The organism is Salimicrobium album, from assembly GCF_900107115.1.
Taxonomy (GTDB): Bacteria; Bacillota; Bacilli; order Bacillales; family Halobacillaceae; genus Salimicrobium; species Salimicrobium album.
In genome coordinates this window covers 14231-40320 of sequence record NZ_FNOS01000008.1, presented here as the reverse complement: position 1 = coordinate 40320, position 26090 = coordinate 14231, and the positions used below count along the sequence as shown (strand labels likewise).

29 protein-coding genes are annotated in these 26090 nt (G+C 48.0%); 18 read left to right on the top strand and 11 right to left on the bottom strand.

Going from position 1 to position 26090, the window contains the following annotated elements:
• Nucleotides 1–88 precede the first annotated feature (88 nt).
• Entirely contained in the window at nt 89–1300 is a 1212-nt protein-coding gene (locus tag BLU03_RS12560) for a cytochrome P450 family protein (RefSeq protein ID WP_093108094.1), read from the bottom strand.
• Nucleotides 1301–1748: 448 nt separating this feature from the next.
• On the opposite strand from BLU03_RS12560, the gene BLU03_RS12555 reads away from it, so the two are divergent.
• From BLU03_RS12555 to BLU03_RS12520, 8 genes are all read left to right on the top strand, one after another.
• On the top strand, nt 1749–2495 hold the full coding sequence (locus tag BLU03_RS12555) for an SDR family NAD(P)-dependent oxidoreductase (protein WP_093108092.1): 747 nt from the start codon (nt 1749–1751) through the stop codon (nt 2493–2495).
• Nucleotides 2496–2667: 172 nt separating this feature from the next.
• Nucleotides 2668–2952, top strand: a complete 285-nt coding sequence (locus BLU03_RS12550; protein WP_093108090.1) for a zinc-binding dehydrogenase — start codon at nt 2668–2670, stop codon at nt 2950–2952.
• A gap of 62 nt (nt 2953–3014) precedes the next feature.
• Nucleotides 3015–3251 (top strand): DUF1659 domain-containing protein, encoded by a 237-nt coding sequence (locus tag BLU03_RS12545; RefSeq protein ID WP_093108088.1) that lies wholly within the window; start codon nt 3015–3017, stop codon nt 3249–3251.
• A gap of 109 nt (nt 3252–3360) precedes the next feature.
• The gene (locus tag BLU03_RS12540) at nt 3361–3591 is read left to right on the top strand and encodes a DUF1659 domain-containing protein (protein ID WP_008592118.1); all 231 of its coding nucleotides are present in this window, start codon (nt 3361–3363) and stop codon (nt 3589–3591) included.
• A gap of 14 nt (nt 3592–3605) precedes the next feature.
• The gene (locus tag BLU03_RS12535; RefSeq protein ID WP_008592117.1) at nt 3606–3818 is read left to right on the top strand and encodes a DUF2922 domain-containing protein; all 213 of its coding nucleotides are present in this window, start codon (nt 3606–3608) and stop codon (nt 3816–3818) included.
• A 48-nt stretch (nt 3819–3866) separates the two neighbouring features.
• On the top strand, nt 3867–4001 hold the full coding sequence (locus tag BLU03_RS12530) for a YvrJ family protein (protein ID WP_008592115.1): 135 nt from the start codon (nt 3867–3869) through the stop codon (nt 3999–4001).
• A gap of 181 nt (nt 4002–4182) precedes the next feature.
• Nucleotides 4183–5232 (top strand): 2,3-butanediol dehydrogenase, encoded by a 1050-nt coding sequence (locus tag BLU03_RS12525; protein ID WP_093108086.1) that lies wholly within the window; start codon nt 4183–4185, stop codon nt 5230–5232.
• Nucleotides 5233–5366: 134 nt separating this feature from the next.
• Nucleotides 5367–6710, top strand: a complete 1344-nt coding sequence (locus BLU03_RS12520; RefSeq protein ID WP_093108084.1) for a DUF2254 domain-containing protein — start codon at nt 5367–5369, stop codon at nt 6708–6710.
• Nucleotides 6711–6771: 61 nt separating this feature from the next.
• Here the strand turns inward: BLU03_RS12520 and BLU03_RS12515 are convergent, their stop codons facing one another.
• The 3 genes from BLU03_RS12515 to BLU03_RS12505 all read right to left on the bottom strand — a co-directional run bounded on the left by BLU03_RS12515 (nt 6772) and on the right by BLU03_RS12505 (nt 8380).
• Complete coding sequence (locus BLU03_RS12515; protein WP_093108082.1) at nt 6772–7122, bottom strand: DUF2200 domain-containing protein; 351 nt, start codon at nt 7120–7122, stop codon at nt 6772–6774.
• Between the two features lie 57 nt (nt 7123–7179).
• A complete protein-coding gene (locus BLU03_RS12510; RefSeq protein ID WP_093108080.1) occupies nt 7180–7695 on the bottom strand; it encodes a DUF421 domain-containing protein in 516 nt (171 codons plus the stop codon).
• 187 nt (nt 7696–7882) lie between these two features.
• Complete coding sequence (locus tag BLU03_RS12505; RefSeq protein WP_093108078.1) at nt 7883–8380, bottom strand: DUF1097 domain-containing protein; 498 nt, start codon at nt 8378–8380, stop codon at nt 7883–7885.
• 527 nt (nt 8381–8907) lie between these two features.
• Between BLU03_RS12505 and BLU03_RS12500 the strand changes: the two genes are divergently transcribed.
• From BLU03_RS12500 to BLU03_RS12490, 3 genes are all read left to right on the top strand, one after another.
• Nucleotides 8908–10296 carry an alkaline phosphatase gene (locus tag BLU03_RS12500; RefSeq protein WP_176765475.1) on the top strand — a complete coding sequence of 463 codons (1389 nt, stop codon included), beginning with the start codon at nt 8908–8910 and terminating at the stop codon, nt 10294–10296.
• Between the two features lie 204 nt (nt 10297–10500).
• On the top strand, nt 10501–11910 hold the full coding sequence (locus BLU03_RS12495; protein ID WP_076572266.1) for a sodium:solute symporter family protein: 1410 nt from the start codon (nt 10501–10503) through the stop codon (nt 11908–11910).
• Nucleotides 11910–13043: a M24 family metallopeptidase gene (locus BLU03_RS12490; RefSeq protein ID WP_093108074.1), complete on the top strand. Its 1134-nt coding sequence runs from the start codon at nt 11910–11912 to the stop codon at nt 13041–13043. Before BLU03_RS12495 ends, BLU03_RS12490 begins: the two co-directional genes overlap by 1 nt.
• Nucleotides 13044–13151: 108 nt before the next feature.
• On the opposite strand, the gene BLU03_RS12485 is transcribed toward BLU03_RS12490, so the two are convergent.
• Complete coding sequence (locus tag BLU03_RS12485; protein WP_093108072.1) at nt 13152–13382, bottom strand: hypothetical protein; 231 nt, start codon at nt 13380–13382, stop codon at nt 13152–13154.
• Nucleotides 13383–13582: 200 nt separating this feature from the next.
• Entirely contained in the window at nt 13583–13771 is a 189-nt protein-coding gene (locus tag BLU03_RS12480) for a hypothetical protein (protein ID WP_093108070.1), read from the bottom strand.
• Between the two features lie 207 nt (nt 13772–13978).
• On the opposite strand from BLU03_RS12480, the gene BLU03_RS12475 reads away from it, so the two are divergent.
• A complete protein-coding gene (locus BLU03_RS12475) occupies nt 13979–14179 on the top strand; it encodes a hypothetical protein (RefSeq protein WP_076572284.1) in 201 nt (66 codons plus the stop codon).
• Nucleotides 14180–14196: 17 nt separating this feature from the next.
• Here the strand turns inward: BLU03_RS12475 and BLU03_RS12470 are convergent, their stop codons facing one another.
• Nucleotides 14197–16134: a DUF2075 domain-containing protein gene (locus BLU03_RS12470; protein ID WP_093108068.1), complete on the bottom strand. Its 1938-nt coding sequence runs from the start codon at nt 16132–16134 to the stop codon at nt 14197–14199.
• A gap of 282 nt (nt 16135–16416) precedes the next feature.
• On the opposite strand from BLU03_RS12470, the gene BLU03_RS12465 reads away from it, so the two are divergent.
• Genes BLU03_RS12465 through rbsK form a run of 3 tightly spaced genes read left to right on the top strand, consistent with a single transcriptional unit; the run spans nt 16417 to nt 19543 of the window.
• Nucleotides 16417–17649: a NupC/NupG family nucleoside CNT transporter gene (locus BLU03_RS12465; protein ID WP_093108137.1), complete on the top strand. Its 1233-nt coding sequence runs from the start codon at nt 16417–16419 to the stop codon at nt 17647–17649.
• Between the two features lie 26 nt (nt 17650–17675).
• The gene (locus BLU03_RS12460; protein WP_093108066.1) at nt 17676–18620 is read left to right on the top strand and encodes a nucleoside hydrolase; all 945 of its coding nucleotides are present in this window, start codon (nt 17676–17678) and stop codon (nt 18618–18620) included.
• A 38-nt stretch (nt 18621–18658) separates the two neighbouring features.
• On the top strand, nt 18659–19543 hold the full coding sequence (gene rbsK, locus BLU03_RS12455; RefSeq protein WP_093108064.1) for a ribokinase: 885 nt from the start codon (nt 18659–18661) through the stop codon (nt 19541–19543).
• Nucleotides 19544–19602: 59 nt separating this feature from the next.
• Here the strand turns inward: rbsK and pstB are convergent, their stop codons facing one another.
• The 4 genes from pstB to BLU03_RS12435 are packed head-to-tail and all read right to left on the bottom strand — an operon-like array spanning nt 19603 to nt 23265.
• Nucleotides 19603–20424, bottom strand: coding sequence for a phosphate ABC transporter ATP-binding protein PstB (gene pstB, locus BLU03_RS12450; RefSeq protein ID WP_093108062.1), 822 nt, complete (start codon nt 20422–20424; stop codon nt 19603–19605).
• Between the two features lie 18 nt (nt 20425–20442).
• Entirely contained in the window at nt 20443–21321 is an 879-nt protein-coding gene (gene pstA / locus BLU03_RS12445; protein WP_093108060.1) for a phosphate ABC transporter permease PstA, read from the bottom strand.
• A 1-nt stretch (nt 21322) separates the two neighbouring features.
• Nucleotides 21323–22249 carry a phosphate ABC transporter permease subunit PstC gene (gene pstC / locus BLU03_RS12440; RefSeq protein WP_093108058.1) on the bottom strand — a complete coding sequence of 309 codons (927 nt, stop codon included), beginning with the start codon at nt 22247–22249 and terminating at the stop codon, nt 21323–21325.
• 44 nt (nt 22250–22293) lie between these two features.
• Complete coding sequence (locus BLU03_RS12435) at nt 22294–23265, bottom strand: PstS family phosphate ABC transporter substrate-binding protein (protein WP_093108056.1); 972 nt, start codon at nt 23263–23265, stop codon at nt 22294–22296.
• A 334-nt stretch (nt 23266–23599) separates the two neighbouring features.
• Between BLU03_RS12435 and BLU03_RS12430 the strand changes: the two genes are divergently transcribed.
• Genes BLU03_RS12430 through BLU03_RS12420 form a run of 3 tightly spaced genes read left to right on the top strand, consistent with a single transcriptional unit; the run spans nt 23600 to nt 25995 of the window.
• Nucleotides 23600–25012, top strand: coding sequence for a cobyrinate a,c-diamide synthase (locus BLU03_RS12430; protein WP_093108054.1), 1413 nt, complete (start codon nt 23600–23602; stop codon nt 25010–25012).
• On the top strand, nt 24984–25817 hold the full coding sequence (locus BLU03_RS12425) for a cobalamin-binding protein (RefSeq protein WP_093108052.1): 834 nt from the start codon (nt 24984–24986) through the stop codon (nt 25815–25817). Before BLU03_RS12430 ends, BLU03_RS12425 begins: the two co-directional genes overlap by 29 nt.
• Nucleotides 25810–25995: a hypothetical protein gene (locus tag BLU03_RS12420; RefSeq protein WP_093108050.1), complete on the top strand. Its 186-nt coding sequence runs from the start codon at nt 25810–25812 to the stop codon at nt 25993–25995. The genes BLU03_RS12425 and BLU03_RS12420 overlap by 8 nt, the downstream gene beginning before the upstream one ends.
• Nucleotides 25996–26090: the final 95 nt, after the last annotated feature.

Below are 26090 nucleotides of genomic sequence, written 5' to 3'. Positions count from 1 at the left end.
CATCTTTTATAGAAAAATAGAAAATTGAAAAAGACTGCCGACGATTCAGTCGACAGTCCTTTTCTCCTATACATACTGTCCATACAGTTTACTTCAGACGGACAGGAAGTTCCATAAGCCCGCGCATCAATATGCCGGGACGCCACTCGAGATCGGAGACGTCTGTACTCAGCTGCAGGTCAGGGAAACGTTCCAACAGCGTCTGCAGGGAGACTTCGGCTTCCACCCTGGCAAGCGGGGCTCCGAGGCAAAAGTGCATGCCTTTTCCGAAAGCGAGGTGCTTGCTCCGGCCGCGTGTGATATCGAAGACGTCCGGGTCTTCAAATGCTTCCGGGTCACGGTTGGCTGCATCAAGAGCTACGAGTACATGCTCGCCTCTGTGAATCGTCTGCCCCTGCAGCTCGACTGTTTCAGAAGCCCAGCGGTCGGTACTGAATTCAACCGGTCCTTCGAAACGGAGCATTTCTTCGATGGCCGGGCGCAGGAGGTCCGGCTGCTCCTGAAGCTTGCGCATCTGTTCAGGATGAGTCATTAAGGCATACATACCGTTCGAGATAAGGTTCACCGTCGTTTCGTGCCCGGCGATGATTAACAGCGACACTACGCCGTACAGCTCCTGTTCGGAGAGTCGGTCTCCGGATTCCTCTGCCTGAATGAGCTTACTGATCATGTCGTTCTGCGGGTTTTCCTGTCTGTCGGCCATCCACTCCTGAAGATAAGCGGTGAATTCCTGCATATGCTGCTGCACTTTTTCGGCTTTCTCCGGATCGTTGGATGCTTCCACGAGGGTGTTGGACCAGGTACGGAATTTATCCCTGTCCTCACTCGGTACACCGAGCATTTCACATATAACAATGATAGGAAGAGGGAAAGCGAAATCATCGATCAGATCGATCTGGGAACGGTCCTGCATATCGTCGATAAGCTCGTTCGCGATTTCTGTAATTCTGCCACGGAGCTCTTCGATTATTCGCGGCGTAAAGGCCTGCTGCACGAGGCCACGCAGACGTTTGTGGTCCGGCGGATCGGCGAAAAGCATATTCCGGGAGAAAATACTCTGATGCGCCTGGGCACGACTCTCTTCATCCAGAAAAACGGTGAAATCTTTAATAAAACGCTGATCTTTCAGCACATTCACAGCATCCTCATACCTGGTTACGATCCAGGCATAATGCCCGTCCGGCATTAAGGTCCGGTGCACAGGGGAGTTCTGCTGGAGAGAATGGAAAGCAGGGTACGGATCCTGATTAAAAGCGTGTGTGAATAAATCGGCTTCCTGATGGTTGGAATGATTCGTCATCGTGATTGTCTCCTTTTTAGAAAGCGTTATCATAATTGTTTGAAAAAAATACAGGAACATCCATTCCTGGTGAAGATACTGCAAATAATAGTTGATGACGGGGTGATTGTAAAAGAAAGGGGCTTGAATTAAATAAAATTTGCAATAGGAGACAAAATAAAAAACGAACTAACCAGACCTTTATCTGTCAGTTCGTTTCCTGCCACCACTTTTCTATTCTTACTGGTCGTTATCACTATATTTTATCCGTTTTTAGTCGAAGTAAGCAGCAGAAAAACATATGATTTTCAGGGAGAACAGTAAAACAATACTACGGGAATAAATTGCTGTTGGCGTAGTAAGGAGAAGATATACTTAGTGAAGAAAAACCGACTTGTAATTATGAAATAATCCCGGAGGCCCCCGCGTCGATGATACAATGGGTACCAATTAAAAAGGAGGGGTCCTGATGCCGGATTTAACGGACAACGTCGTACTCGTCACAGGAGGAAACCGGGGGCAGGGGCTGGCGATTGCCGTTCATCTTGCCGACCTTGGCGCCATAGTAGGCGTCGGCGCAAGAGATTATAAAGAAGCAGAAAAGAAAGCTCAGGAAATCGGTGCAGGACGGGCTTTTCCTGTCCGGCTCGATGTTACGAAGCAGGAAGACTGGAGAGACGCCGTTGATTACATAGTGGATAAATACGAACGGATCGACGCCCTCGTCAATAACGCAGGACTGCTGATACGCAAACCGCTGGAAGAGCTCACTTTGGAAGAATATGAGCGGATGATCCAGGTGAACCAGATTGGCGTGTTTATGGGGATGCAGGCGGTAATTCCGCATATGGAAAAACAGCGGAAGGGGTCGATTGTAAATAACGTATCGATTTCGGCATTCGCACCTATCAGTCAGTCTTCTGCTTATGCAGCTACGAAAGCGGCAGTCGTCGCCATGTCGAAAGCGGCCGCTATCGAACAGGGACCAAAGGGGATACGGATAAATATGATCCACCCCGGAGGCGTGGAAACGGAAATGGCTACAGAAGGAAAAGGTGTGCCTGCTTTTTACGAGTCGGTTCCGCTCGGGCGGATCGGTCAGCCTCCTGAAATTGCACGTGCCGTCGCCTATCTGGCATCGGATGACAGTTCCTACTGTACAGGAGCGGAGATCACTGTTGACGGAGGTATGACGCTCGGTACTGCAGACAGGTAAGAGCATGCACACGGGTGCGGCTATCAATATTAAGTTAAGCGGAAGGGAACGACGTACAAAACGACTTCTCCCCGGAAAAGTTTAGAACTGGCAGTCGGGACAACATCGGCCGTTTATTGATGAAAGGAATGAAGGATAGTTTTAAAGTACTCTTCTCCTCGCTGCTTCAGCTATCCAGCCGGGTACTACGGTAGATAGTACGGAGGTGGTAAGAGAGGGCGGAAAAGTCATTACGGTTTCCGGTGACGATGTTAAATCGGAAAGACGTGTTACGGTTCATCAACTGCAGCACAAGTTGAGTTTTCCAAACGCCGTAAACTCACTTGTTAAAGACATTCTTGCAGGAAACCTCCGTCCTGTCCTCGAAGACGTGTACGAATCTGAACGGGCGCTGGATGCGTTGAGAAAGACAGAAACGAGACACGCCCGCGGAAAACTGGTCGTCTCTCTGCAATGAGGAACTGTCAGACACCGGACTACCCTTCTCTTTCGATTATAGGGTGAAGGGAGGGGTCGAATATGGCGGTTATCACAACTCGCACCGGTTCAGCGTTGAATATCCAGTTCCGTACAGGAAGAGACGCGGAAGGGAAGACGACGTATAAAACGAAATCTTTCCGGAACGTACGTACGGATGCTCCGACACAGTCACTTTACGAAGTAGTGCTTAAGCTGAAAGATTTACAGCAGCACCCCATCATCAAAGTGACGAGAGAAGATGAGTCTCTGCTTAATACAAAGAGTCAGCAACAGTAAGAAGAGTCGTCCTGCGAGGGCGGCTTTTTTCTTTTAAAAAATATCTGGCAGAACTGACACCGGATACTCTAGCGTTTCGATTATAGGTGTGAAAGGAGGGGAAACGCTGATGGCTCTTATGACACAACGAATCAACTCGACACTGAAGCTGGATTTTGAAACAGGAGTGGACGAACTCGGCCAGCCGGTCTACAAAACGAAATCATTCCGTAACGTCCGCACGGAAGCTACGGCCGAAGCACTTTACGCCGTTGCCGAAAAGCTTGAATCACTGCAACAGTATCCGCTTTACGAAGTAACAAGAGACGATGAATCATCGATCGTCCATATCCAGGACTAAGGAGGAAGTAGAAAATGAAGAAATTAGAATTGAAGTTTCTTAATGAAGAAGAGAAAGTCGTAACCGTTTCTCTGGACGCCCCGGCAGAGCCGGCGGATCCCGTCGCTATCAACGCTGCGATGGACGAAATCATCGCCCAGGACTGTTTCTTGTCCTCCGGCGGCGGTCTCGTTTCCAAGAAACAGGCCCGCATTGTAGAACGTAACGTCAACGATATTCAAATCTAAAACTGGGAAGCCGCCGTACAGGCGGCTTTTCCTGTAGGAGGGACCATTATGGACATGGGGGTACAGTTTCTGACGGACGTCGGTTTCCCGATTGCGGTCACATTTTATCTGCTGCACCGCATCGAAGGAAAACTGGACGTACTTATCGAAACGATCCATCAGCTGCCGGGAGATAAAGCCTGATTGAACTATTCAATAGTAAAACCCGCCTCTTTTCCCTCGCGTTTATACGACGTGGAGGAAAGGCGGGTTTTTCACATATAATCATCTAAATTTTTAGATTATAATGGTTCTTAGCGGGAAGACTGTATATACATCGGGATTATTCCCGACATTCACTATTCTCAAAGGAGGAGTATCACCCATGAAAGCAGCAGTATGGTATGGAAAAAAAGACTTGCGTGTAGAAGAGCGGGAAGAGAAACCTCTTAAAGATGATGAAGTGAAAGTCCGGGTCGGCTGGGCAGGTATTTGTGGAAGTGACCTTCATGAATATGAAGAAGGTCCTGTCTTCGTACCGAATGAAGAGAAAGATGAGCTTACAGGAGAACAGGCACCTCTTACTATGGGCCACGAGTTTGCCGGGGTCGTTGAGGAAGTTGGTGCGAATGTAAAGAATGTTAAAAAAGGGGACCGTGTAGCAATAAATCCTACGTTGACTCACGGCGATAAACCAGAAGACGTGGATATCTATGATGGGTTCAGTTTTATAGGCCTCCATGGTGATGGAGGATTTACGAAGTATGCCAACGTTCCGGAAGAAAATGCTTATCTTTTACCGGAGTCCATGACTTTGCAGGATGGAGCACTCGTAGAACCAACCGCAGTAGCTGTACAGGCAATAAAAGAAGCAGATATGTCGTTCGGTGATACGGTTGCTGTGTTTGGAGTCGGACCTATAGGCCTTGCTACGATTCTGGCTGCGAAGGCTGCCGGAGCTACAAGGATTATTGCTCTGGACCTTTCTGAAAAGCGTCTTCAGAAAGCGGCGGAGGTCGGGGCGACAGACGTTATCAATTCCGGAGAGAAAGATCCCGTAGAAGCAGTTCATGAACTGGAGTCGGACGGAGTAGACACAGCTTTTGAAGTAGCCGGAGTGGAACCTACCTTCAATCAGGCCATAAGCGTAACGAAGGCAAGAGGGACAATGGTGATTGTGTCTATTTTTTCTAAGGCTATTGAGTGGAACCCGATGCAGTTAACTGGAAGTGGTGTGAAACTGACCTCAACTATCGCTTATTCGCCGAGCACATTCCAGCGAACTATTGATCTTATAGGAACCGGACAGTTAAACCCTCGCGGAATAATTACGGATGAGATTAAACTCGATGATATTGTAGACAAAGGGTTCGAAGCTTTGAGCAACGATAAATCTCAGGCGAAGATTCTCGTAGAATTGAGTGGAGAAAAATAATAAGAATACCTGAATTCTATAAATCACAGAGCCACTGATGCTCTGTGATTTTTTGTGTACAGCCGGAATTGGTAGGTGTGACTGCGAAAAGTATGTATAATGTAAGGTTAGATGCAAAAAAAGGAGTTCTGATGATGAATAAAATGCAGTTTTGGATGAAAATGCGGGACAGCTTCTGGTTCCTGCCTACCGTTTACAGCCTGCTGGCGCTTGTAGTAGTGACGATTACGAACACGATAGATACTTTTCTCGTGCCGGTCATTACCGACAACGTTCCGGCCACTTTTTTCCTGAGTAAATCGACAGCTTCCTCTATGTACGGGTCACTTATCACTTCTATGCTGACGATGACGACCATCAGTTTCTCGACTATTATGGTCGTGCTTACGACGTACACCACCCAATTTTCTCCGAGGACACTTCAGGACTTTATGAAAAGCAGAATTACCCAGCATGTGCTCGGCGTTTTCTCGTTCGGGTTCGTCTTTACACTGATCAACCTGTTTCTGCTCGGAAGCAGCAGCAAAAAAGAATTCCTCGGGCCATTCTTCACTGTTCTGGTCGCAATTATATGTCTCGGTTTCTTTATCCTGTTCATCCACCACTCTTCCCGTTTCCTTCAGGTGAACAGCCTGATCGGTAAAATACGAGGAGATGCTTCTGCTCTTATTGCGAATACGTTCCGGGAAAAAGAGTACAAAGAAGCCGTGGAATGGGATGAACAGGAAATCGCTAAATGGGAAGAGAAAGAACCTTATATCATTAAAGCGAAACAGTCAGGTTATCTGCAGGGGATAGAAATCAAGAGTCTCCTGACGTATGCAAGAAATAACGACGTTCTGTTTGCAGCTGTGTTCCGTACCGGTGACTACATTCAAAAAGGCGCCCCTTTGTTTTACTACTGGGAAAAGAATGAGACAGAAGAGGAGACGGATGTGGAAGCAGCCACGGATTACGTTCTGGTCGGAAACGAGCGGACGGACGTGCAGGACATCGAGTTTTCCATACAGAAGCTGGTGGAAATCGCGGTTCGCGCTATTTCCCCGGGAATAAATGATCCTCATACGGCCGTAAACTGTATTAACCGTATCGGTTCCCTGATGGCGGAACTCGCAAGCGTCCATCGCCCGGTACGTTACTACGCAGACCGGGATGATGAACTCAGATTTATGATGGAACCGAAGAAATTCCGCGACTATCTGTACAAAGGTTTCTATCAGATCCGTCTGTACGGAAAGCAGGATCTCACCGTCATGGATGCAATGCTGGAAGGACTTTATAAGATAGCGATCGTTCATCATGGTCACATTAAAGAAGAGACATGGCAGTTCGCGAAATACATCATCGAGTCCACAGACACTGATGAAATGCACGAAATCGATTATGACCGCTTCTATGAAACGTGCAAAAAAATGGCGGACGAGTGCGGAGAAGAGTTACCTCTCCAGCGTGTAACAGGAGGTCGCACGGCCATCTAAAGAAGATATAGCTGAAAAAGTCCTGAAGGTCTCGCCTCCAGGACTTTTTTTATGGATATGACTAATCTCGCAAAATCTTCTCCATCGCTTTCCCTTTCGCCAGCTCATCCACCAGCTTGTCCAGGTAGCGGATCTCCTGCATCACCGGCTCTTCAATCTCCTCTACACGTACTCCGCAAATAACGCCCCTAATCGTTTTTCTCGAAGGGTTAAGGTCGGGAGCTTCTTCAAAGAAGGTTTCGAAATCTATGCCCTGTTCGAGCTGTTCATCGAGTTGTTCCTGACTGTACCCTGTAAGCCATCGGATGATTTCATCGACTTCTTCCTTGGAACGTCCCTTTTTCTCCGATTTTGTGATGTAGTGGGGATACACTTTCGCAACACTCATAGTGTAGATCTTGTGCTTCGTCATCCTACCGCCTCCTTTTACCGTTTTCTTATTCTTATCATACCACGGTGTGCCGGAGTGCTACTGTTTTAAGACCTTTACATTTTCCAGTACGTTCACCGGATGACCGTCCACTTTTTTAATGATGGAGAGCCCTCCGTTCGTCTCAAGTACGACGGCTTCCACGAGGGCGAGCGAGCCGATCCCGTTCTGCCGCGCCACCTGCAGAACTTCGACTTCGGCAATACGTGTTTTCCGCAAAGCTTTCGGATAAAATTCTCCTTCGTAAAAAAGCAGAACCGGTTGCGATTTGACCAGCTTCGCGAACGCTTTCGACCTCACGCTTAGCCACGTTACGAGGAACTGCAGCAGGTTAAGCAGACCGAGTGCCAGGAAGCCTTCGGCAAGAGATATGTCTTTCGTTATTAAAAAAGAGCCCACGAGCGTACCGAAAGCGACTGTGATGATCCAGTCGAATATATTGAACTTCGACGGGGTCCTTTTCCCTGTAAGCCGGAGGAGGAGAATGACGGAAGGGTAGATGATGATTCCTTTTAATAGTATATTCCAGAGCTCGTTCCAGTTATCGAAGAACATAGTACACCTCCTTCTGATAAGTCATGCTCACGTATTTTTTCCATTCCCGTCATAGAGGAAGGAAACACCGGCATACCCAAAATTTTCGTGATAGATATGGAAGGAAAAAAATCATGCAGTCTCTATTCATCCCTCAGCGCTTGAGCTGATAGGAAAAGAGTACCGCATGATTTTTTATTTCTCCCCGTTATCGCAAAGCCTTCGCTTTTTTCTTTTCATCCCCGGCCAGAGCTTTGCCGGGGGTCAGTTTCCGGTAGAGCGCTGCAAACTTCATACCGAGTTCCGCGCTGAAGAATCCGAGCAGGACCCCGCACAGCAGGGACATCGTGATGACGAACCAGTCCCCGCCGGAAGCGAAAGTGGAGAAGGCTCCGACGAAGATCCCGGGTGTGTAGTTCATAGGTTTTACGGAGCCGAGCAGTACCATAATCGTCGTGACGATACCGCTCAGTATTGCCATACCGGCGGAAAAGTCGGCAGCCGAGGCGAGCACGAGAATGATCATGCCGCAGGCGACTCCCGTTACGTTCGTGATGGTGGCAGTGGTAAGCGCCCGCCACCTCCCTGTCCCTACCGCGAAAAAAGTGGTGCATCCGGCGAATCCTGCCCAGATCAGCAGGCCGAACAGAGGTGCTATATATGTCCAAATTCCACTCAACAGGCCGGTCGCCAGTGCAGTGGCCATAGTTCTCATCCTTTCTTTATCCAAACCATCAATTGCTGATGCAAAACTATAATATATAACGCTTCCCTCCGGTTGTAAATCATTATTTATCATACTCTCCGTCACGAAGAGAAAATAAGCTGTTTATTATAGAGAAACGTCTTACAGTCCGTTTTCTTTCATTGGTCCACGGCTGGCTCTTATCAGCTATCCGTACGAGTGAGACTTCCGTTACGATTTTGCAAAGCGGGAAGAGAAACATTTCTTTTGGTACCGCTGAATCAGGGGCGGGACATCTTTCTATTATAAGGTGTCCCCGTACCGTAATTTTATCCTGTATAGTTATCTGAACAGTCAGAATAATAACTTGACAGACGTAATTGCTCACTTTACGCTAATGGTAGCCGGTCTCCGGAACGAGAATTATTTTTTTGAAAGTTTATGAATGCGGTTTCAAAAAGTTTTACGTTTTCTTAACAGCAGCTTCAATCGGCTTTTACAGTGTGCCTGTATCATTCCGGATGACTCGTTAATAAGTATAGGGAGGAATGTACGTGCTCTACAAAACGATGATGAAGAAACTGGCTCCGCTTGTGCTGGTATCGGGATTAGCCTTCGGCGGCTTCGCTCTTGTGACGTCTACAGAGGATTCGGCTCAGGCAGATCCCGGGGATAAATCGAATGCTAAAATCAAAAACGTCATCTTTCTGATCGGGGACGGAATGGGGTCGCAGTATACGTCCGCCTACCGCTATTTCCAGGATCGACCGGATTCTCCTTACACAGAAGATACGGCTTTTGATGATTATCTGATCGGTATGCAGGAAACATATTCCTGGGATGAGGAAGAAAGCGTGACGGATTCGGCGGCAGCGGCGACTACGATGGCAGCCGGAGTAAAGACATATAACGGCGCCATAGGTGTGGACGTTGAAAAAGAAAGAGTGAAGACGGCTCTCGAAATCGCAAAGGAGGAAGGGAAATCGACCGGCCTGGTCTCCACGTCCCACGTGAACCACGCCACCCCTGCATCGTTCGGAACCCACAACGAATCCCGGAAAAACTATGATGAAATCGCCGACGATTATTACGATGAAATGATTGACGGAGAGCACAAAGTAGACGTCCTTTTAGGTGGAGGGACGGATTACTTTGAGCGGGAAGACCGTAATCTGGCACAGGAATTCCAGGACGACGGCTACAGCTACGTAACCTCCCGTGACGAGATGATGTCGGATGATAACGAGCAGATTCTCGGTCTGTTCGCTCCCGAAGGAATGGACAAAATGATCGACCGGGACGAGGACACTCCTTCTCTCGAGGAGATGACGTCGAGCGCCCTCGACAGACTCAGTAAAGAAAAAGACGGTTTCTTCCTGATGGTAGAAGGCAGTCAGATTGACTGGGCCGGACACGACAATGACGTGGTGGCTGCGATGAGCGAGATGGAAGACTTCGAAAAAGCTTTCGAGGAAGCGATCGCTTACGCCAAAAAGGATAAACATACGCTCGTCGTAACGACAGCCGATCATTCGACCGGCGGCATGACGATGGGCCGGGACGGCGAATATAAATGGGATCCGGAACCGCTGAAAGCGGCGAAACGAACGCCGGACTTCATGGCCTCGGCCATTGCTGATGGTGAGGACGCTGAGGAAACGCTGAATAAGTACGTGGATCTATCCTTTACAGAGGAGGAAATCGACTCCGTAGAGGAAGCGGCTGATGGAGAAACGGAGGAGATCGATGACGCAATCGAAAAGATTTTTGACCTCCGCTCCGGTACCGGATGGACGACGGACGGCCACACCGGGGAAGACGTGAACGTGTACGGCTACGGGCCGCAGTCCGATGCCTTCAGTGGCCTTCATGATAACCACGAAGTCGGCAAGATGATTATGAATACTCTTGAGAGTGGACGCACACAGATGAAATAATCTCAGGAGAAGAGCGATGGACTCCCCCTAAAGTAATCTACTTTAGGGGGAGTTTTCGTTTGAAATCGGATAGTAAATACCCAGCTACGTGGCCCCTTGAAGAGAGTAACCTATTCAATAATTAACTTTTATGGAATTGTATCCGTTTTCTTATTTTGTTAACCTCGGTAAGTGAGTTTATTAATTTTAAAAGGGGTTACGTTTATGGAACTGACAAATCAGCCAATGTTAATTTGGTTTGTCGTCGGTTACGGCATTTTTATGCTATTACTCGGCGTGTATTATTCTAAGAAAATCAATACGAGTGATGACTTCATACTCGCAGGGAAATCACTTGGTCCGATTGTTCTGATGGGAACTTTGCTAGCTACGTGGGTAGGGAGCGGTTCTGTCACAGGTGGACAGAATTCCATGGCTTATTCCTTTGGTATTTGGCCAGCTCTAATGAGTACTATTCCGTCATTGCTCGGAATACTGACGATTTTTCTCATTTCATCTAAAATTAAGCATTACGGAAAACACACCGTTGCAGAGATATTGGAGATTAAATATGGAAGATGGTCAAGTCTGCTTGCAGCTATCATTATAATTTTGGCATTTGTCGGTATTGTTTCTTATCAATTCCAGGGTCTCGGCTTTATTTTAAGTGTGTCCACAGGAATTACTCCTGAGACGGGTACCATTATTGGTGCAGTTATCATCATTTTCCTGGCGTGTATCGGCGGGTTGATGTCCGTCGCTCCAACAGACGCAGTCAGTGCTTTTATGGTTATCATTGGACTGGTTGTCGCAGTCCCTCTTGCTATCTCTGTCGGCGGAGGCTGGGACCAGATTATAGCGAATGTCCCGGAAAGCCACACTTCTTTTACAGGTGGATTGAGCTTCCTGCAATTGATGGGCTATTATTTACCAACATTATTCTTATTACTCGGTGATCAGAATATCTATCAGCGTATCACTGCCTCAAATAATGATAAAACTACAAAACGCGGAACAGCAGGTTGGATTATCGGTCTTATTATTGCCACACCGACTATTTCTCTTCTTGCTTTCATTTCACGCTCCCTTTTCCCGGACATTGATCCCGGAATGGCAGTCATCGCTTTAACAAGTGTCCTGCCTATAGCTGTAGGTGGCGTTCTGATCGCCGCATTGACAGCTTTCATCGTAACAACAGGAAACTCGTATCTTTTATCTGCAGCAACAAGCGTGATTTACGATTTCTTTGCGAAATACATAAAAAAGGATATAAATGATCATCAAAAATTAGTTTATACAAGAGTGCTTATCCCTGTATTAGGTGTCATCGCCTTCTTACTGACTATGTATTTCCCGACAGTTCTTTCAGTACAAATGTATGCTTACACAGTATACGGGGCAGGTATCACTCCGGCATTGCTGGCAGTATTCCTGTTCCCGCAGGTTACTAAATCGGCGGGGTTAAGTTCTATGATAACCGGACTGATCGTTACACTGTTCTGGGAGTTTTTCTATGTAGAATCTACAGGTATAAATTCTGTCATTGTTTCTGTACCGGTAGCGATTATCGTACTTATTGTTGTTACGCTATTCACGTATAAAAAAAACAGTAGTAGGAAAGAAGGGACGGAGTAATGAATACATCACAAAGGGTGGCGCGTTTAAGAGAAGTTCTGAAAGCCCGTAATTTGGATGCAGCGATTATATTCAACTTTGAGAATCAGTATTATTTCAGCGGGTTAAAAGCAATCACTTACTCCAGACCGATTATCCTGGTCGTGGAAGAAAATAAACAAAGCTTAATCATACCTAAAGTAGAAGAAAATCACGCCAAAGAAAAAACGGATGTTGATTCACTTTATATTTACCAGGAAGTGAGAAACAGTAGTGGGGAAAGCACGGATTATAAAGCGTTATTTAATGATGTGCTCTCGAAACTGAACAACCACAGTAAAATAGGAATTGAATATGGGTCATTACCGACTGACTTCACTATGAGTCTTCAGAGCCAAAGGTTTGAAATCGAAGATATACAACAGGACGTAGTCGATTTAAGATCGATTAAATCAGAAGAAGAAATTGAAGCGATCAAAACATCCGGTGACCTGGTCAGTGGTGCTTTAAAGAATACTTTGGAGAATTCATCCATCAAAGCTTCTGAGGTCGACATTGATTATTTTGGAAATCAATTTCTGTTCGATGAAATTTCTAAGAAGTTTACAAATTCGACATTAGACTACTTTGTCATGTCTCCATCCGGCATAGAACGTACGAATATGCCTCACGTTTTTTCAAATACGAGAAAATTGGAAGAAGGAGACATCATTATACACAGCAGACAGGTCGGCCTGAACGGTTACCGTGCCGAGTGTGAAAGAACTTACTTTGTCGGTGAACCTTCAGAAAAACAAAAGGAAGTGTTCGATGTCATGCTCCGGGCTCACAACGCGGCTCTCGACTTCATTAAAGTCGGCGTCACTGCTAAAGAGGTGGATGAAGCAGCTTTACGAGTGATCCGCGAAGCTGGTTTAGAAAAATACGTCTCACATAGAACAGGACACGGTATCGGCATAGGACAGCATGAAGAACCATATCTCCGATTCGATAATGACCTGGAACTGAAAGCGGGGATGGTGTTCTGTATAGAGCCTGGGATTTACGTACCTGGCGTGGGAGGTTTCAGGCATTCAGATACGGTCGTGTTGAGAGAGGATGGAACTGAAATTATTACGGAATACCCAAGAGAATTAGAACAGCTGATTTTTTAATGAATAATAAAATTCACCGAAAGAGCCGAACCTGAATGACATGTTCTCTCTAAAGTAGACACTTAAAAATTATAAAGGGTATACTCCGCTATAAAGATTAATATTGTTTTATGCTACGTAAACGAAAAAAGTTGTTTTTAGGTCCATAACTTTCCCGAACGGGTACCAGGAGAGATTTTGTGTAGCAGAAGGAGCTTTTACTACTTCAGGAAATCTGATATATATACTACACTGAAGCTCTCTCCTGGATATTTCCTGTAATAAAATCTCATCAAATTTGTCACTGAGATTCCGGTTTAAGATAAGTGCATCTAAAAAACTTAAATCCAGCTGGGCCAAGTTTTTAAACTCCTCTTTCACATCACTTCCCTCAATGTATAGGCTTTGAATAGAGTATTTTTCTGTCGTGAAGGATGGAATGATCTCATCTTGATTGTATGATTCATTCTTAGCAGGGCATGAACCATACGCGCCCCGAGATCATCCTATAACAGTTTGGCGCTCTTTATTAAAATGTCTATTATAGGTCACAGTTCAATTCACCCGTTCTTGTTTTGATTTATTTTCTTAATTATAGCCTGGGCAGCAACCCGAGCAATCAACCCGATAAGAAGCATTATTCCCAACACAACGAAAATATTATCTGATAGAGCCATCCCTAATTGGACCCCTAAAAATAAAGCTATCCCAATCACAAGGCCTATAATGATTTTGTTTTTTCCTGTCATAGCGTGTCCTCCTCAAAAGTCGCAGTTCATTTCGTGAATCATTTTTTCTAACACGTCTGAGAGTTAATTGAATAAAGCTGCCCCTAAAATAGTTATAATCACGAGTGGCAAAAATACAAATACTGCTATAAGCACATTATATTATCTTTGTCGGTGAATAGAGGCTTACGGTATATGTATAAGAAAACTCCTATAAGAAGTAATGCAATGATTGTCATTGCTAAATCCAATGTTACCCCTCCAATAGCTCTTCGTAAGTCAATCTCCGCTTTCAGTGTAGACAAAGCTTTATCCGGGAGACCGAACCTGGAACTCGGCAATACAGATGGAAAGTATCCTCTGAGCCGCTCCGGTGCCTTCTACTGTACCGATAAACGTTTGACTCACAAAATAAAAGCCCTGCTGTAGAAAGTCGCTCTTATATTTTAATTTCCATACTCATCATTTCTTTCCGCAACTTTCGAATATTCTCCGGGTGAGAGGTTTTCATAAACAGTCGCTTTTCTGAGCCGTTCCTGAAAGTATGCATTCAATTCGGGATCGGTGCAGAAAATGAAGCAGCCTTTCTGGCCCCGCGTCATAAGCGTACGGTACGTGTTCCGGATAATGTCATCAGCTACCTGCTGTGCTTTGATCGGGTTTTCTTTAGCCATTTTTTTAATGCCGCGCAGGGACTGATCCGATTTGGCCCGTTTCGTGTAATCCGTCTTCACTTCTCCGTTTTCGAAATAAAGGTCGGGACCGATGATCACCCCCACATAATCAAACTCCAGCCCCTGGGAGGTATGAATACATCCGGCTTCCGCGACTGATTGCTGATCGATCGCCCAAATACTGTCCGACAGATTCCAGCTCATTTCAAAATCATATTCGGGCAGCGTAATATCCTTGTACTCCGTATCTTTCCGCTGCTTCACCGGCCACTCCCAGCAGTATCCGGCCAGCATGCGTGATTTATTATTCCTTTTGTTCAATTCCTCGATATGACGCAGCATCCGGTGCGGGTCTTCGTACACCCGGAAGTCATAGTCCACCCCGTAGTCGTTTTTATTGGCTGTCTCACGGATGCCGAGAGTGTCCTCTAGCCAGGCGATATAGGCTTCCGATCCGTCACATCGGAACTGGGAAGCCAGTTTCCCCGTAATCAGTTCGGCACCCGATTCTTTTGTATACTGCTCAATCAGTCCCATGCTTCCGATATCCTTAAGCGTAACCCGCTGCTTTTCGTCAATGAAGAACATAGTGAATTTGGCGGCGTTGATCAGTTCTTTCACCTGATTTTCTCCCTGGTTGCCGTAGAATCCGGACTTCTCATTAAGCCGGTGCGCTTCATCAACCACGATGACGTCGAATTCATTCGGTTCGGATGTTGTGAAACTGCCGGAACCTTTGAACAGATTGTTTATATGTGTCTTCTTCATCGTTCCCTGAAGCCGGGAGGCGTATACGGTACGGGGCGCAGAGTTTTTGGAGACGTACAGTACATTCAGCCCCTGATTGATCAAATTCACCAACAGATGAACGGCCATAACTGATTTGCCGGTACCGGGACCTCCTTCGATCGCCATAACGTGTTTCTGTTCCGAGTGCACGCCTTCGAGAGCCAGCTGGTAAGCCTGTTCGTAAAAAACCTTCTGTTCATCGATCATCCGGAATTCCTCGTTGCCCTCCAGCATACTGCTTAAGGAATCCTGAAGAGACCTGGAAGGACGGATCCTGCCATGTTCTATTTCATAGATCAGATGACGGTTGTCGCCGTGTACAACGTATTTCTTGATGAAGGAGCGCAGCTTACTGATTTCCCCTTTCGTAAACACGGGGGCTCTGTCCAAATGTTCCTGGTAGTGAGCATCCGTCAGGGGATCGTCCGCTTCTTTCCGGTAGTTATGCAGGTAGGCACAGGGATTGAGGGAAATATGTTTCTCCTGGACGTTTTCATTAAAATCTTCAATGAGAGCAGAGTAGGACCACGCCTGATAGGAAGGGTGCGGGAGAGGTCGTTTCCCTCCGCCTATGTAAGTGGAAACGATAGCATCCTGCTCCTCAACCTTCTCCACCTCCGACCACTGTTTCAATTCAATGATGATGACATGATCCTGGTCGCCGTTGTTTCCGGATATAAGAAAGTCGACCCGTTTTGAGGTGTTGGGGATATTGAATTCAATAGCGACAGATGCATCTTCCGGTATCTCCTCATCCTGCATGACGTTCGACATGCGCTGAAGCGAGTTCTCCCACGATTTGATTTCCTGTTTGGAGGTCCGGCCGATCTTTTCCTGGTAGGAATGGTACAGGCGTTCCACGAGTTCTTCATTGATTACGTCAGAGACGAAGTCTGTTTTGGTAGATTCATAAATAATCATGAGGGTGCCCCTTTCCCGGTCCGCAATATTCGGTCTTTTTACTTTCGTTACTGAATATCGTATCAGTACACTGGAATTTTTTCTATTCTTTTACATCTGCGCATCCCCTTGAGTGGATTCGATTCCCCTTTTTAAAACAATTGTTTTTTTATTGAACTTTTGTTTGTTATGCGCTATCATTTAAATAATTCTAAAAAATCAACGGTTCCGGTGACTGACCAACGTGGTGTCTTTAGTGTGGCGTTAGTTGTAACCGGTTACATTGAAGGGGTGTTTCAATTGATAAATATTTTGTGGGGGCTGTTAGGTATAGCCACCGTTCTCGGAATTGCATTTCTGCTGAGCGTGAAGAAAAAAGAGATCCATTTGCGGACCATTGGTCTGGCTCTTCTGATTCAAATAACGTTCGCCTTTCTGACGCTGAAATCGACGACCGGACGGGCAGCACTGGAAGGGTTATCGAACCTCGTTCAAAACGTCATCGGATATGCGAGTGAAGGTATTTCCTTCCTGTTCGGACCGCTGGTAGCCGGGGACGGGAATATTTTCGCTTTTCAGGTGCTTACGATCATCATATTTTTCTCGTCCATGATTTCGATTCTTTATTACCTCGGAATTATGCAGTGGATCATTAAAACCCTCGGCGGCGGTCTGTCCAGACTGCTGCAGACGACCCGGCCGGAGTCGCTGGCGGCCGCAGCGAATATATTCGTCGGGCACACGGAGGCGCCGCTGGTTGTACGTCCGTTCATCAAAAAAATGAACGAGTCGGAATTGTTTGCTATTATGGTCGGAGGAATGGGTTCTGTATCCGGTTCTATTCTCGTCGGTTATTCTCTCCTCGGTATTCCTCTGGAGTACCTGTTAGCCGCAAGTTTCATGGCGGCACCTTCGAGTCTTCTGATAGCTAAAATGATTTTCCCTCTTCCTGCCGAAGTGAGGAAGAGTATAGCGGAAGGACCGGCGGAAGAAATCAATATCGATATGGCGGAAGACGAAAAACCGGCCAACATCATCGATGCTGCCGCAAGCGGAGCTTCGACCGGTGTGAAAATGGTCCTTGAGATTGCGGGGATGCTGCTGGCTTTCGTGTCGCTGATCGCTCTGATCAACGGTTTGTTCGGCGCCGTAGGTGGTCTGTTCGGTATGGAAGACCTGACGCTCGAATTGATTTTAGGTGTCATTCTGTCTCCCATCGCTTTCTTGATCGGAGTACCGTGGGAGGAAGCAGTGAGGGCTGCTCAGTTCATCGGGCAGAAGGTGGTCATCAACGAATTCGTCGCTTTTGCCGGGCTCGGAGAAGTCATTGACAGCTTTTCCGCCAAAACCGCGATGATACTCAGTTTCGCCCTGGCAGGGTTTGCGAACTTCGGGTCTATCGCCATCCAGATCGGGGCGCTCGGTTCTCTTGCTCCGGAGAGGAGAAACGACGTATCGAGGCTCGGGTTACGGGCGATGATCGGTGGCACGCTCGCTTCATTACTGAATGCGGCTATCGCAGGCATGTTTATTTAATACAGTTCCTGAAGGAGGAGTACATAATGGAAAAAAATAAAAAAGTGATACTGGACTGTGACCCCGGGCACGATGACGCGATGGCGATCATTCTGGCGGCTTCCGGCATAAGCAATCTGAAAATCGAAGCGATTACGACGGTAGCGGGGAATGTGGAAGTCGAGAAGAATACGCTGAACGCACTGAAGGTCTGTGATATTTTAGGGTTGGATGATATTCCGGTCGCTCAAGGGGCGGAGCGTCCGATGGTGAAAGAACGCGAAATCGCGGAGGCGATTCACGGAGACAGCGGCCTGGACGGGCCGATTTTACCGGAGGTGCCCGAGAAGCAGATTGTGGAGACCCATGCGGTGGATCTCATCATCGAAAAAATAATGGCGTCGGACGGGGACATTACTCTGGTGCCGACAGGGCCGCTTACCAACATAGCGATGGCGATGGTCAAAAATCCCCGGATTGTGCCGAAGATCAAAGAAATCGTCCTGATGGGCGGCGGAACATTCGGAAACTGGACACCGGCGGCGGAGTTCAATATTTACGTGGATGCGGAAGCGGCGAAAGTCGTATTTGAAAGCGGCGTACCTATTGCCATGTTCGGGCTCGATGTGACCCATCAGGCCGTGGCCACTGACAGCGTGACGAAGGAACTGGACGGGATCGGCAATCCGGTATCCGGGTTTGTCGTCGAACTGCTGAAGTTCTTTGCGAAGACGTATAAAGAAGTGTTCGGATTCGATGGAGCGCCGATCCATGATGCCTGCACCGTAGCCTATTTGATAGATGAATCTATTTTTGACATGCGTCATGTACGGGTAGATATAGAAACAAAGGGAGAATTTACGTACGGCATGACCGCCGTCGATACGCTGGCGGTCACGGGAAGGGAGCCGAACGTGAATTTTGCCTATAGTCTTGATGCAGATAAGTTCTGGGAATTGTTCCGGAAGGCGCTCGCTTCCTATAGCGATTGAAGTCATGACCCGGCAAACGTAGAAAGGAGTGGTGCCGGATGAAGCGACCGGCTGTAACGGTGATCGGCAGTATTAATGTTGATATGATAACGAAGACCACTGTCGTTCCTGATCAGGGAGAGACGGTGCTCGGAGATGAGTTCCATATTAAATCCGGAGGGAAAGGCGCCAATCAGGCGATAGCTGCAGCCCGCCTTGGAGCAGAGGTCTCCATGATCGGAAGAGTGGGTAAGGACGCTCACGGCGAGGATATGCTGCGGGTCCTGGAGAAAGAGTCGATCAACACGGCTGCCGTCGAAAAAACGGACGGGGTCCATACGGGAGTGGCGAATATCATCGTATCCAATAACGATAACCGGATTACGATCGTACCGGGAGCGAACAATGAGGTGTCCCGGGACTACGTCCGGCAGTTTGAGAAAAAGATTGCCTCCAGTGACATCGTACTGTTACAGTTCGAAATTCCTCTGGAGACCGTCATGTATTGTCTGGAAGTGTGCGAAAAACACGACGTCCCGGTGATTGTGAATCCGGCACCGGCACGTGATCTTCCTGATGACTATTGGAAGAAGGCGGACTACATTACACCGAACGAAAGCGAAGCGGCACAGCTGTTCAGCGAAGCGGAAATAAGCGGGGATCTGGCGGATAAGCTGGTTATCACTAAAGGCGAAGCCGGGGTGTCCTACAGTGAAAATGGCGAATCCGTCACTGTGCCGTCCTACCCTGTGACTCCCATCGATACGACAGGTGCGGGCGATACGTTCAACGGGGCCCTGGCCGTCGCACTCGCCGAAAACGAATCGATGACTTCGGCAGTAAAATTCGCGAACGCTGCTTCCGCCCTCTCGATCCAGAAGTTCGGGGCACAGGAAGGGATGCCCGGCCGGAATGAAATTCATGCTTTTCTTAATGATCAGTAAGCGTAAAGCGGGGTACTGTATGCTTCCACCTAAGCTCAGAGGCGTGGCGGAATGTTGAATCAGCCGAAGCGGCCGGTAATATAATCTTCCGTGCGCTTATCTTCAGGGTGGGAGAAGAGGGTAGTTGTGTCGGCATGTTCGACGACCTGACCGTCCAGAAAAAACGCCGTTTTATCCGAAATTCTCGCTGCCTGCTGCATATTGTGCGTAATGATGACAATACTGTAGCGTTTCTTAAGATTCTGGACGAGTTCTTCAATCTTCCCGGTAGAAACAGGGTCCAGGGCAGAGGTCGGTTCGTCCATCAGAATGACCTCGGGTTCAATAGCGAGACATCTGGCAATGCAGAGACGCTGCTGCTGACCGCCGGATAATCCGAAGGCATTCTCATCCAGCCGATCTTTCACTTCGTCCCAAAGGGCGGCTTCCTTCAGACTCTTCTCCGCAATCTCCTCCAGGATTTTTTTCTTTTTGATTCCGTGTGTTCTGGGACCGTAGACTACGTTTTCGTAAATCGATTTCGGAAAAGGATTTGGATGTTGAAATACCATCCCTGTGTTCGTCCTCAATTCTTCAACTTTATATTTCGGACTGAAAATATTTTCGCCATCGTATTTCACAGTTCCATTCATCCGGACGGATGGAACCAGTTCGACCATTCGGTTCAAGGCTTTTATGAATGTCGATTTGCCACAGCCTGATGGTCCTATGATCGCCGTAACTTTATTCATGGGTATAGTCATGTCTATTCCATAAAGCGCCTGATTCTCGCCGTACCACAAGTTGAACTTCTCCACAGCATAAATTGCCTTCGTTTCTTCCTGTACCTTCTCTTTCAGAGAGACGAGTGATAGTTGTTTGTTATCCTTTAATATGTTCATCATAGATTCCTCCCGGATTCAGTATCGTTTCGAATATTTATGCCTGATCAGAACAGCAACAGAATTCATAAGCAGGAGGATAAACAGGAGAATGATAATACCTGTCGAGGCGACCAGATGGAATTCCTCCTGAGGTCTTGCCGTCCAATTGAAAATTTGTATGGGCAGTACCGTGAAACCGGACCAGATGTTTTCTGGCAGATAAGCGATGAACGATAGGGCGCCAATCATCAGTAAGGGAGCCGTCTCACCAATGGCCCGGGACAAAGCTAAAATTCCTCCTGTCAAAATACCGGGCAGGGCTGCCGGGAGTACTACCCGGCGTATGGTCTGCCATTTAGTGGCTCCCATGGCGTAGGAGGCTTCGTATTGACTATTCGGAATGGCTCTGATCGCTTCCTGGGAGGCTACCACTATAATCGGAAGAATTAACAGACTCATGGTGAACCCCCCGGCTATGATGCTTCTTCCCATCTCCATCAATCGGACGAATACGGTAAGTCCGAGCAGTCCGAAAACCACCGACGGTACGCCTGCAAGGTTGGATATATTCATTCGTATGAACCGGGTAAACATGTTTTCTTTAGCATATTCTTCTAAATAGATAGCTGTGCCGACCCCGAGCACGACTGAGACAGGTGCCGTAACCACCATCAGCCATACAGACCCTGTAATTGCTGCTTTTATCCCGGCTTCTTCCGGGAAACGTGAAGCAAAGCTCGTCAGAAAATCTATGTCCAGATACGGAAGCCCCTCCCGGAATATGCGGTATAGTAATACGGCAAGGACAACGATTCCGAAGACGGAAGCCGAAAAGAAAATCTGGCGCATGATCCGGTTGCTGAAGAGCCGTTTCTTTCTTCTTCTTTGAACGAGCTGTTTATCGACCAGGTTCATATCAGTACTCCTCCTTGAAGCGACGGGAGATATATTGGGCCAGGAGATTCATGAGCAGGGTGAAGACGAACAGGGTCATTCCTACAGCGTATATACTGTAATAAGTCGTAGAGCCGTAGGAAGCATCCCCTAATGTCACCTGAACGATATAACCGGTCATCGTCTGGATCGATTGTGTAACGTCTGTCGTCAGTGTCGGAGTAGAGCCGGCAGCTACGGAGACAATCATCGTCTCGCCGATGGCCCGGGACACTCCCAGCAAAAAGGATGCTACGATTCCGGAAAGAGCTGCCGGGACGACGACTTTAAGGGCGACCTCCAGTCTGGTCGAACCGAGAGCCAGAGCTCCCTCTCTCATGGAATCGGGCACGGAGCTCATCGCATCCTCAGACAGGGAAGCGATCATGGGAATGATCATTATACCTACAACAATACCGGGACTGAGAGCATTGAAGATAGGTAAGTCTTTGATAAAGAGCTGAAGCATCGGTGTTACGAATGTAAGAGCAAAGAATCCATAGACAATTGTAGGAATCCCGGCGAGAACTTCGAGCACCGGTTTCACAACTTTCCGTACGTTACCTGGAGCAAATTCACTTAAATAAATGGCCGATGCCAGTCCTGTGGGAAGTGCTACAAGCATTGCAATGGCTGTTATTAACAGAGTCCCGGTTATCAAGGGAAGAATGCCATAGCTGGCATTCTCGCCAAAGGGCCACCATTCTGTTTCGGTCAGAAACTCTATAATGGAGATACGGTTAAAGAATGTAACGGTTTCTACTAACAGCGTCAGAGTAATGCCGATGGTCGTCAACACGGAGATGCTTGCACAAAGCAGGAAGAAGGCCGGTACTGATTTCTCAAGAATAGAAAGGAAACGCCGATTTGATTTCTTTTCATCTATCATCCTTTTAATGTTTACTGTCATGACTTTACTCCCCTTTTACATAGTGGAGGCCTGGTATGCACGTGTTACTTCCCTGCAATGCTATCGAGTTCCTGCAACGCTTCTTTGTAGGCGCTGTCAGGCTTTCCGACATAACCGACCGACTCCGACATCGCACCGGCATTCTTCAGGGCGTATTTCGTGAAATCATATACCGCTTCATTCTCAAGTGCCGAATGCTTCACGTATACGAAGAGCGGTCTTGAGAAAGGATTGTATTCACCGGACTGGACCGTTTCCTGATCAGGTGCCACTGCTTCTCCGCTGTCATTAACAATCGGCACGGCCTTCAATTGTTCCTTATTTTCAGCATAGTAGGCATATCCGAAGTAACCGATGCCGTTTTTAGAGCCCGTCACCCCCTGGACCAGTACGTTGTCATCCTCGGATAATGAGGCATCCTGACGAATTTCACCTTCTTCTCCGAGGACTACTTCGCTGAAATAATCGAATGTACCTGAATCTGCTCCGGGGCTGTAAAATTGAATTTCTTCTTCCGGCCATCCTTCTCTGACATCCGCCCACGTGGTTACGTCCCCGTAGGAGGACCACATTTTATTCAATTCCTTGACTGTCAGTTCATCGACCCAGTCGTTTTCTTTGTTGACGACGATGGATAGGCCATCAAGAGCTATTTCGAATTCCGTGTAGTCGATTCCTGCTTCTTCAAGAGATGCTTTCTCTTCGTCCTTGATCGGACGTGAGGCATTGGATATGTGTGTCTCACCGGCTGCGAATTTTTCAAAGCCGCCACCACTTCCGGAGGTGCCGATGTTTACGCGGGCGTCCGGGTTTTCTTTCTGATATTCTTCTGCCACCGCTTCCATTATGGGGAACACAGTAGACGACCCGTCTACCACGACTTCCGGACCATCACTCTCTGCATTCACGTTTTGACTGTCCTCCTCTGTGCCTTTACTCTCTTCTGTATTTCCACATGCTGCCAAAACAATCAAAAACAGAATTGCTGTTGCGAGAAACAATAATTTCGATTTCATACTTTCTCCCCCTCACGGATCGATGGTTGTCAGAAAAAGAGAATGACCACCTTCTCTGCAAGTTCTATTGTAAAGTATGAATGTTATTACCTTATTAACCCCGGGTAAATGTTCTGTAAAGCTCGCTTGAGGGGAATAAGCGGCAGGGATACTCTTTACTTCTTCCTGAAATTAAGAAGACACAAGACGTTTACTGAAATTTCACAAAATAGAACTACTGTACTATACTTTTATTGGGAAATGAAAAACGGAAATGAAATAAATTTTTAATTAAGCGCTTTCAATATAGAGTGAGCTTATTTGTATAACCGCTCGGGAAAGGAGGAGGGAAGAAATGAAGGAACGGAAAATAGTTATTGCCGGTACCGGAAGCGGAACAGGTAAAACGACAATTACGCTCGGACTGATGGCGGCTCTGAAGAAACGGGGGCAAAAGGTACAGGGATTCAAATGCGGCCCGGATTACATAGATCCGACCTTTCATACGGCGGTGACGGGACGCCCTTCCCGGAATCTGGACAGCTGGATGCTGACGCCTTCACAGATGACTGACGTATTTATAAACGGAAAGCGGGGCGCCGATATTTCTGTCATCGAAGGCATGATGGGACTGTTCGACGGCAAGAGTCCGGATTCCAACCGCGGGAGTGCGGCTGAGATAAGCGCGATGACGAAAAGTCCGGTCATCCTTGTCGTGAACTGCGTGAACATGGCCCGCAGTGCAGCCGCTGTCGTGAAGGGCTTTCAGCTTTTCGATGAGCAGACGGCAATCGCTGGCGTCATTGTAAACGAAGTGGGCAGTGACGGTCACTACCGGTTAGTGAAAACGGCGATTGAACAGGAGTGCGGCATTCCCGTAATCGGCTATTTGAAACAGGAACCCGGCATCCAGATGCCGGAGCGTCATCTTGGCCTTATTCCGGCGATTGAACGGGGAGAGCTCGATACCTTCTTTGACAGACTGGGAGACCTGATACTCGAGACGGTGGACGTGGACCGGCTGCTGGAACTGTCCGGAACAGAACCGGTCGAAACCGGGGGAGAGCCCTCCATGTTCGAGGAGAAGCGGGATACACGGGTCCGGATCGCCGTGGCGAAAGATGCGGCGTTTAACTTCTACTATCCGGAAAATTCGGAGATTCTGGAGGCGTACGGAGCAGAATTGATCGAGTTCTCTCCGCTCCGAGGAGACAGGGTGCCGTATGAGGCGGATGGTCTGTATCTCGGGGGCGGCTTTCCGGAAGAATTCGCATCACGCCTGGCTGCACAGAAAGAAGCGTCGGCTTCCGTTCGCGAAGCGGTGCAGGGAGGGTTACCGACGCTTGCAGAATGCGGCGGTTTCATGTATCTGACGGATTCGATCGAAACGACGGATGGAAAGATCCATCCAATGACGGGAGTGATCCCCGGAAGAATCCGCATGCAGGAAAATCTGGCTGCGATCGGGTACAGGGAAGTACGCGGCAGAAACGGCAATTTTCTGCTGGAAGATCTCGTCGTCAGAGGTCATGAGTTCCACTATGCCGTCTTTCACCCGGAAGAAGAACAGGTGCCTGCTGCCTATCATACGGAAGATACGGGCGGGGCGGGCGACGCCGGTTATCTGATTCATAACGCAGTAGCCGGTTTCCCGCATTTCCATTTCGGTTCCCGTCCTGAGGTGGCAGAAAAATGGGTGGAAAAATGTACAGCGTACGGGAAAGGGAAGGTGGAAGATTATGAAACTGATATCAATCTGTCCGAGTAACACCGAGCTTGCGGTGTATCTCGGTCTGGAGGAGTCACTTGTCGGAGTGGATGACTATTCCGACTGGCCGGAAACGATCGCACAGCTGCCAAGACTGGGCCCTGACTTAAGCATCGACATGGATCTCGTGGAGGAGCTGGAGCCGGATATGGTGCTCGCTTCGCTGACCGTGCCCGGCATGGAGAAGAATATCGAAGGGCTGGAGGAGAGAGGCATTCCCTACGTCATCGTGCCGAACCCGACAACGCTGACGGAAGTCGGAGACTGTCTGCTGTTCGTCGGAGAGGCGACAGGAACGAAGGGAAAGGCCGAGCGGCTGCACGCAACGTATCAGTCTATCCTCCAGCATTACAAAAAGCTTGCTGAACAGGTGGAGGAGCAGAAAACAGTGTACTGGGAATGGTGGCCGAAGCCGATCTTCACTCCGGGTGCCGCCAACTGGTTAACGGAAATCAGTGACCTGGCCGGTGCTGTCAACGTGTTCCGCGACCGGGAAGAGGCGAGTGTACAGACGGACTGGGAAGACGTGAGGACGAGGGACCCTGATGTGATGTGTGTCGTCTGGGTCGGTGTCCGCCAGGAAAAAGTAAATACGAAAGTCATTCACAGCCGGGAGAAGTCGGAGGAGATGCGGGCAATCAGGGATGAAGAGCTGCACGTTCTGGAGGAGCCGCTGTTCTGCAGACCGTCTCCGCGGCTTTTGGCGGGGCTCGTGAAAGTCGCTCACATCCTGCATCCGTCCGTCTACCCTCCATACCCGGAAGGAAAAGACCCGCTCACGGAATGGGGGTATTTAGATGATTGAACGCTATCACTGCTGTGCTACGTGCAAACATTTCCGTATCGACGTACAGGACAACGGAGACCGGCGCATTTACTGCGAGAGGCTCGGGTTCGACACGAAACCGACCTATCAGTTCAACTGCTGGGACCCGAAGGACAGGGTGAAAGAAGCGATGAAACAGGAAGAGGAATCAGAGTAAAGGAAGAAGTGTGACAGGATACTCCTGTCTGCTTCTTCTTTTTTTGTCAGGCTTTCAAACAGCGTTTAAAAGAAGAGCGAGGAGGTAAAATGACA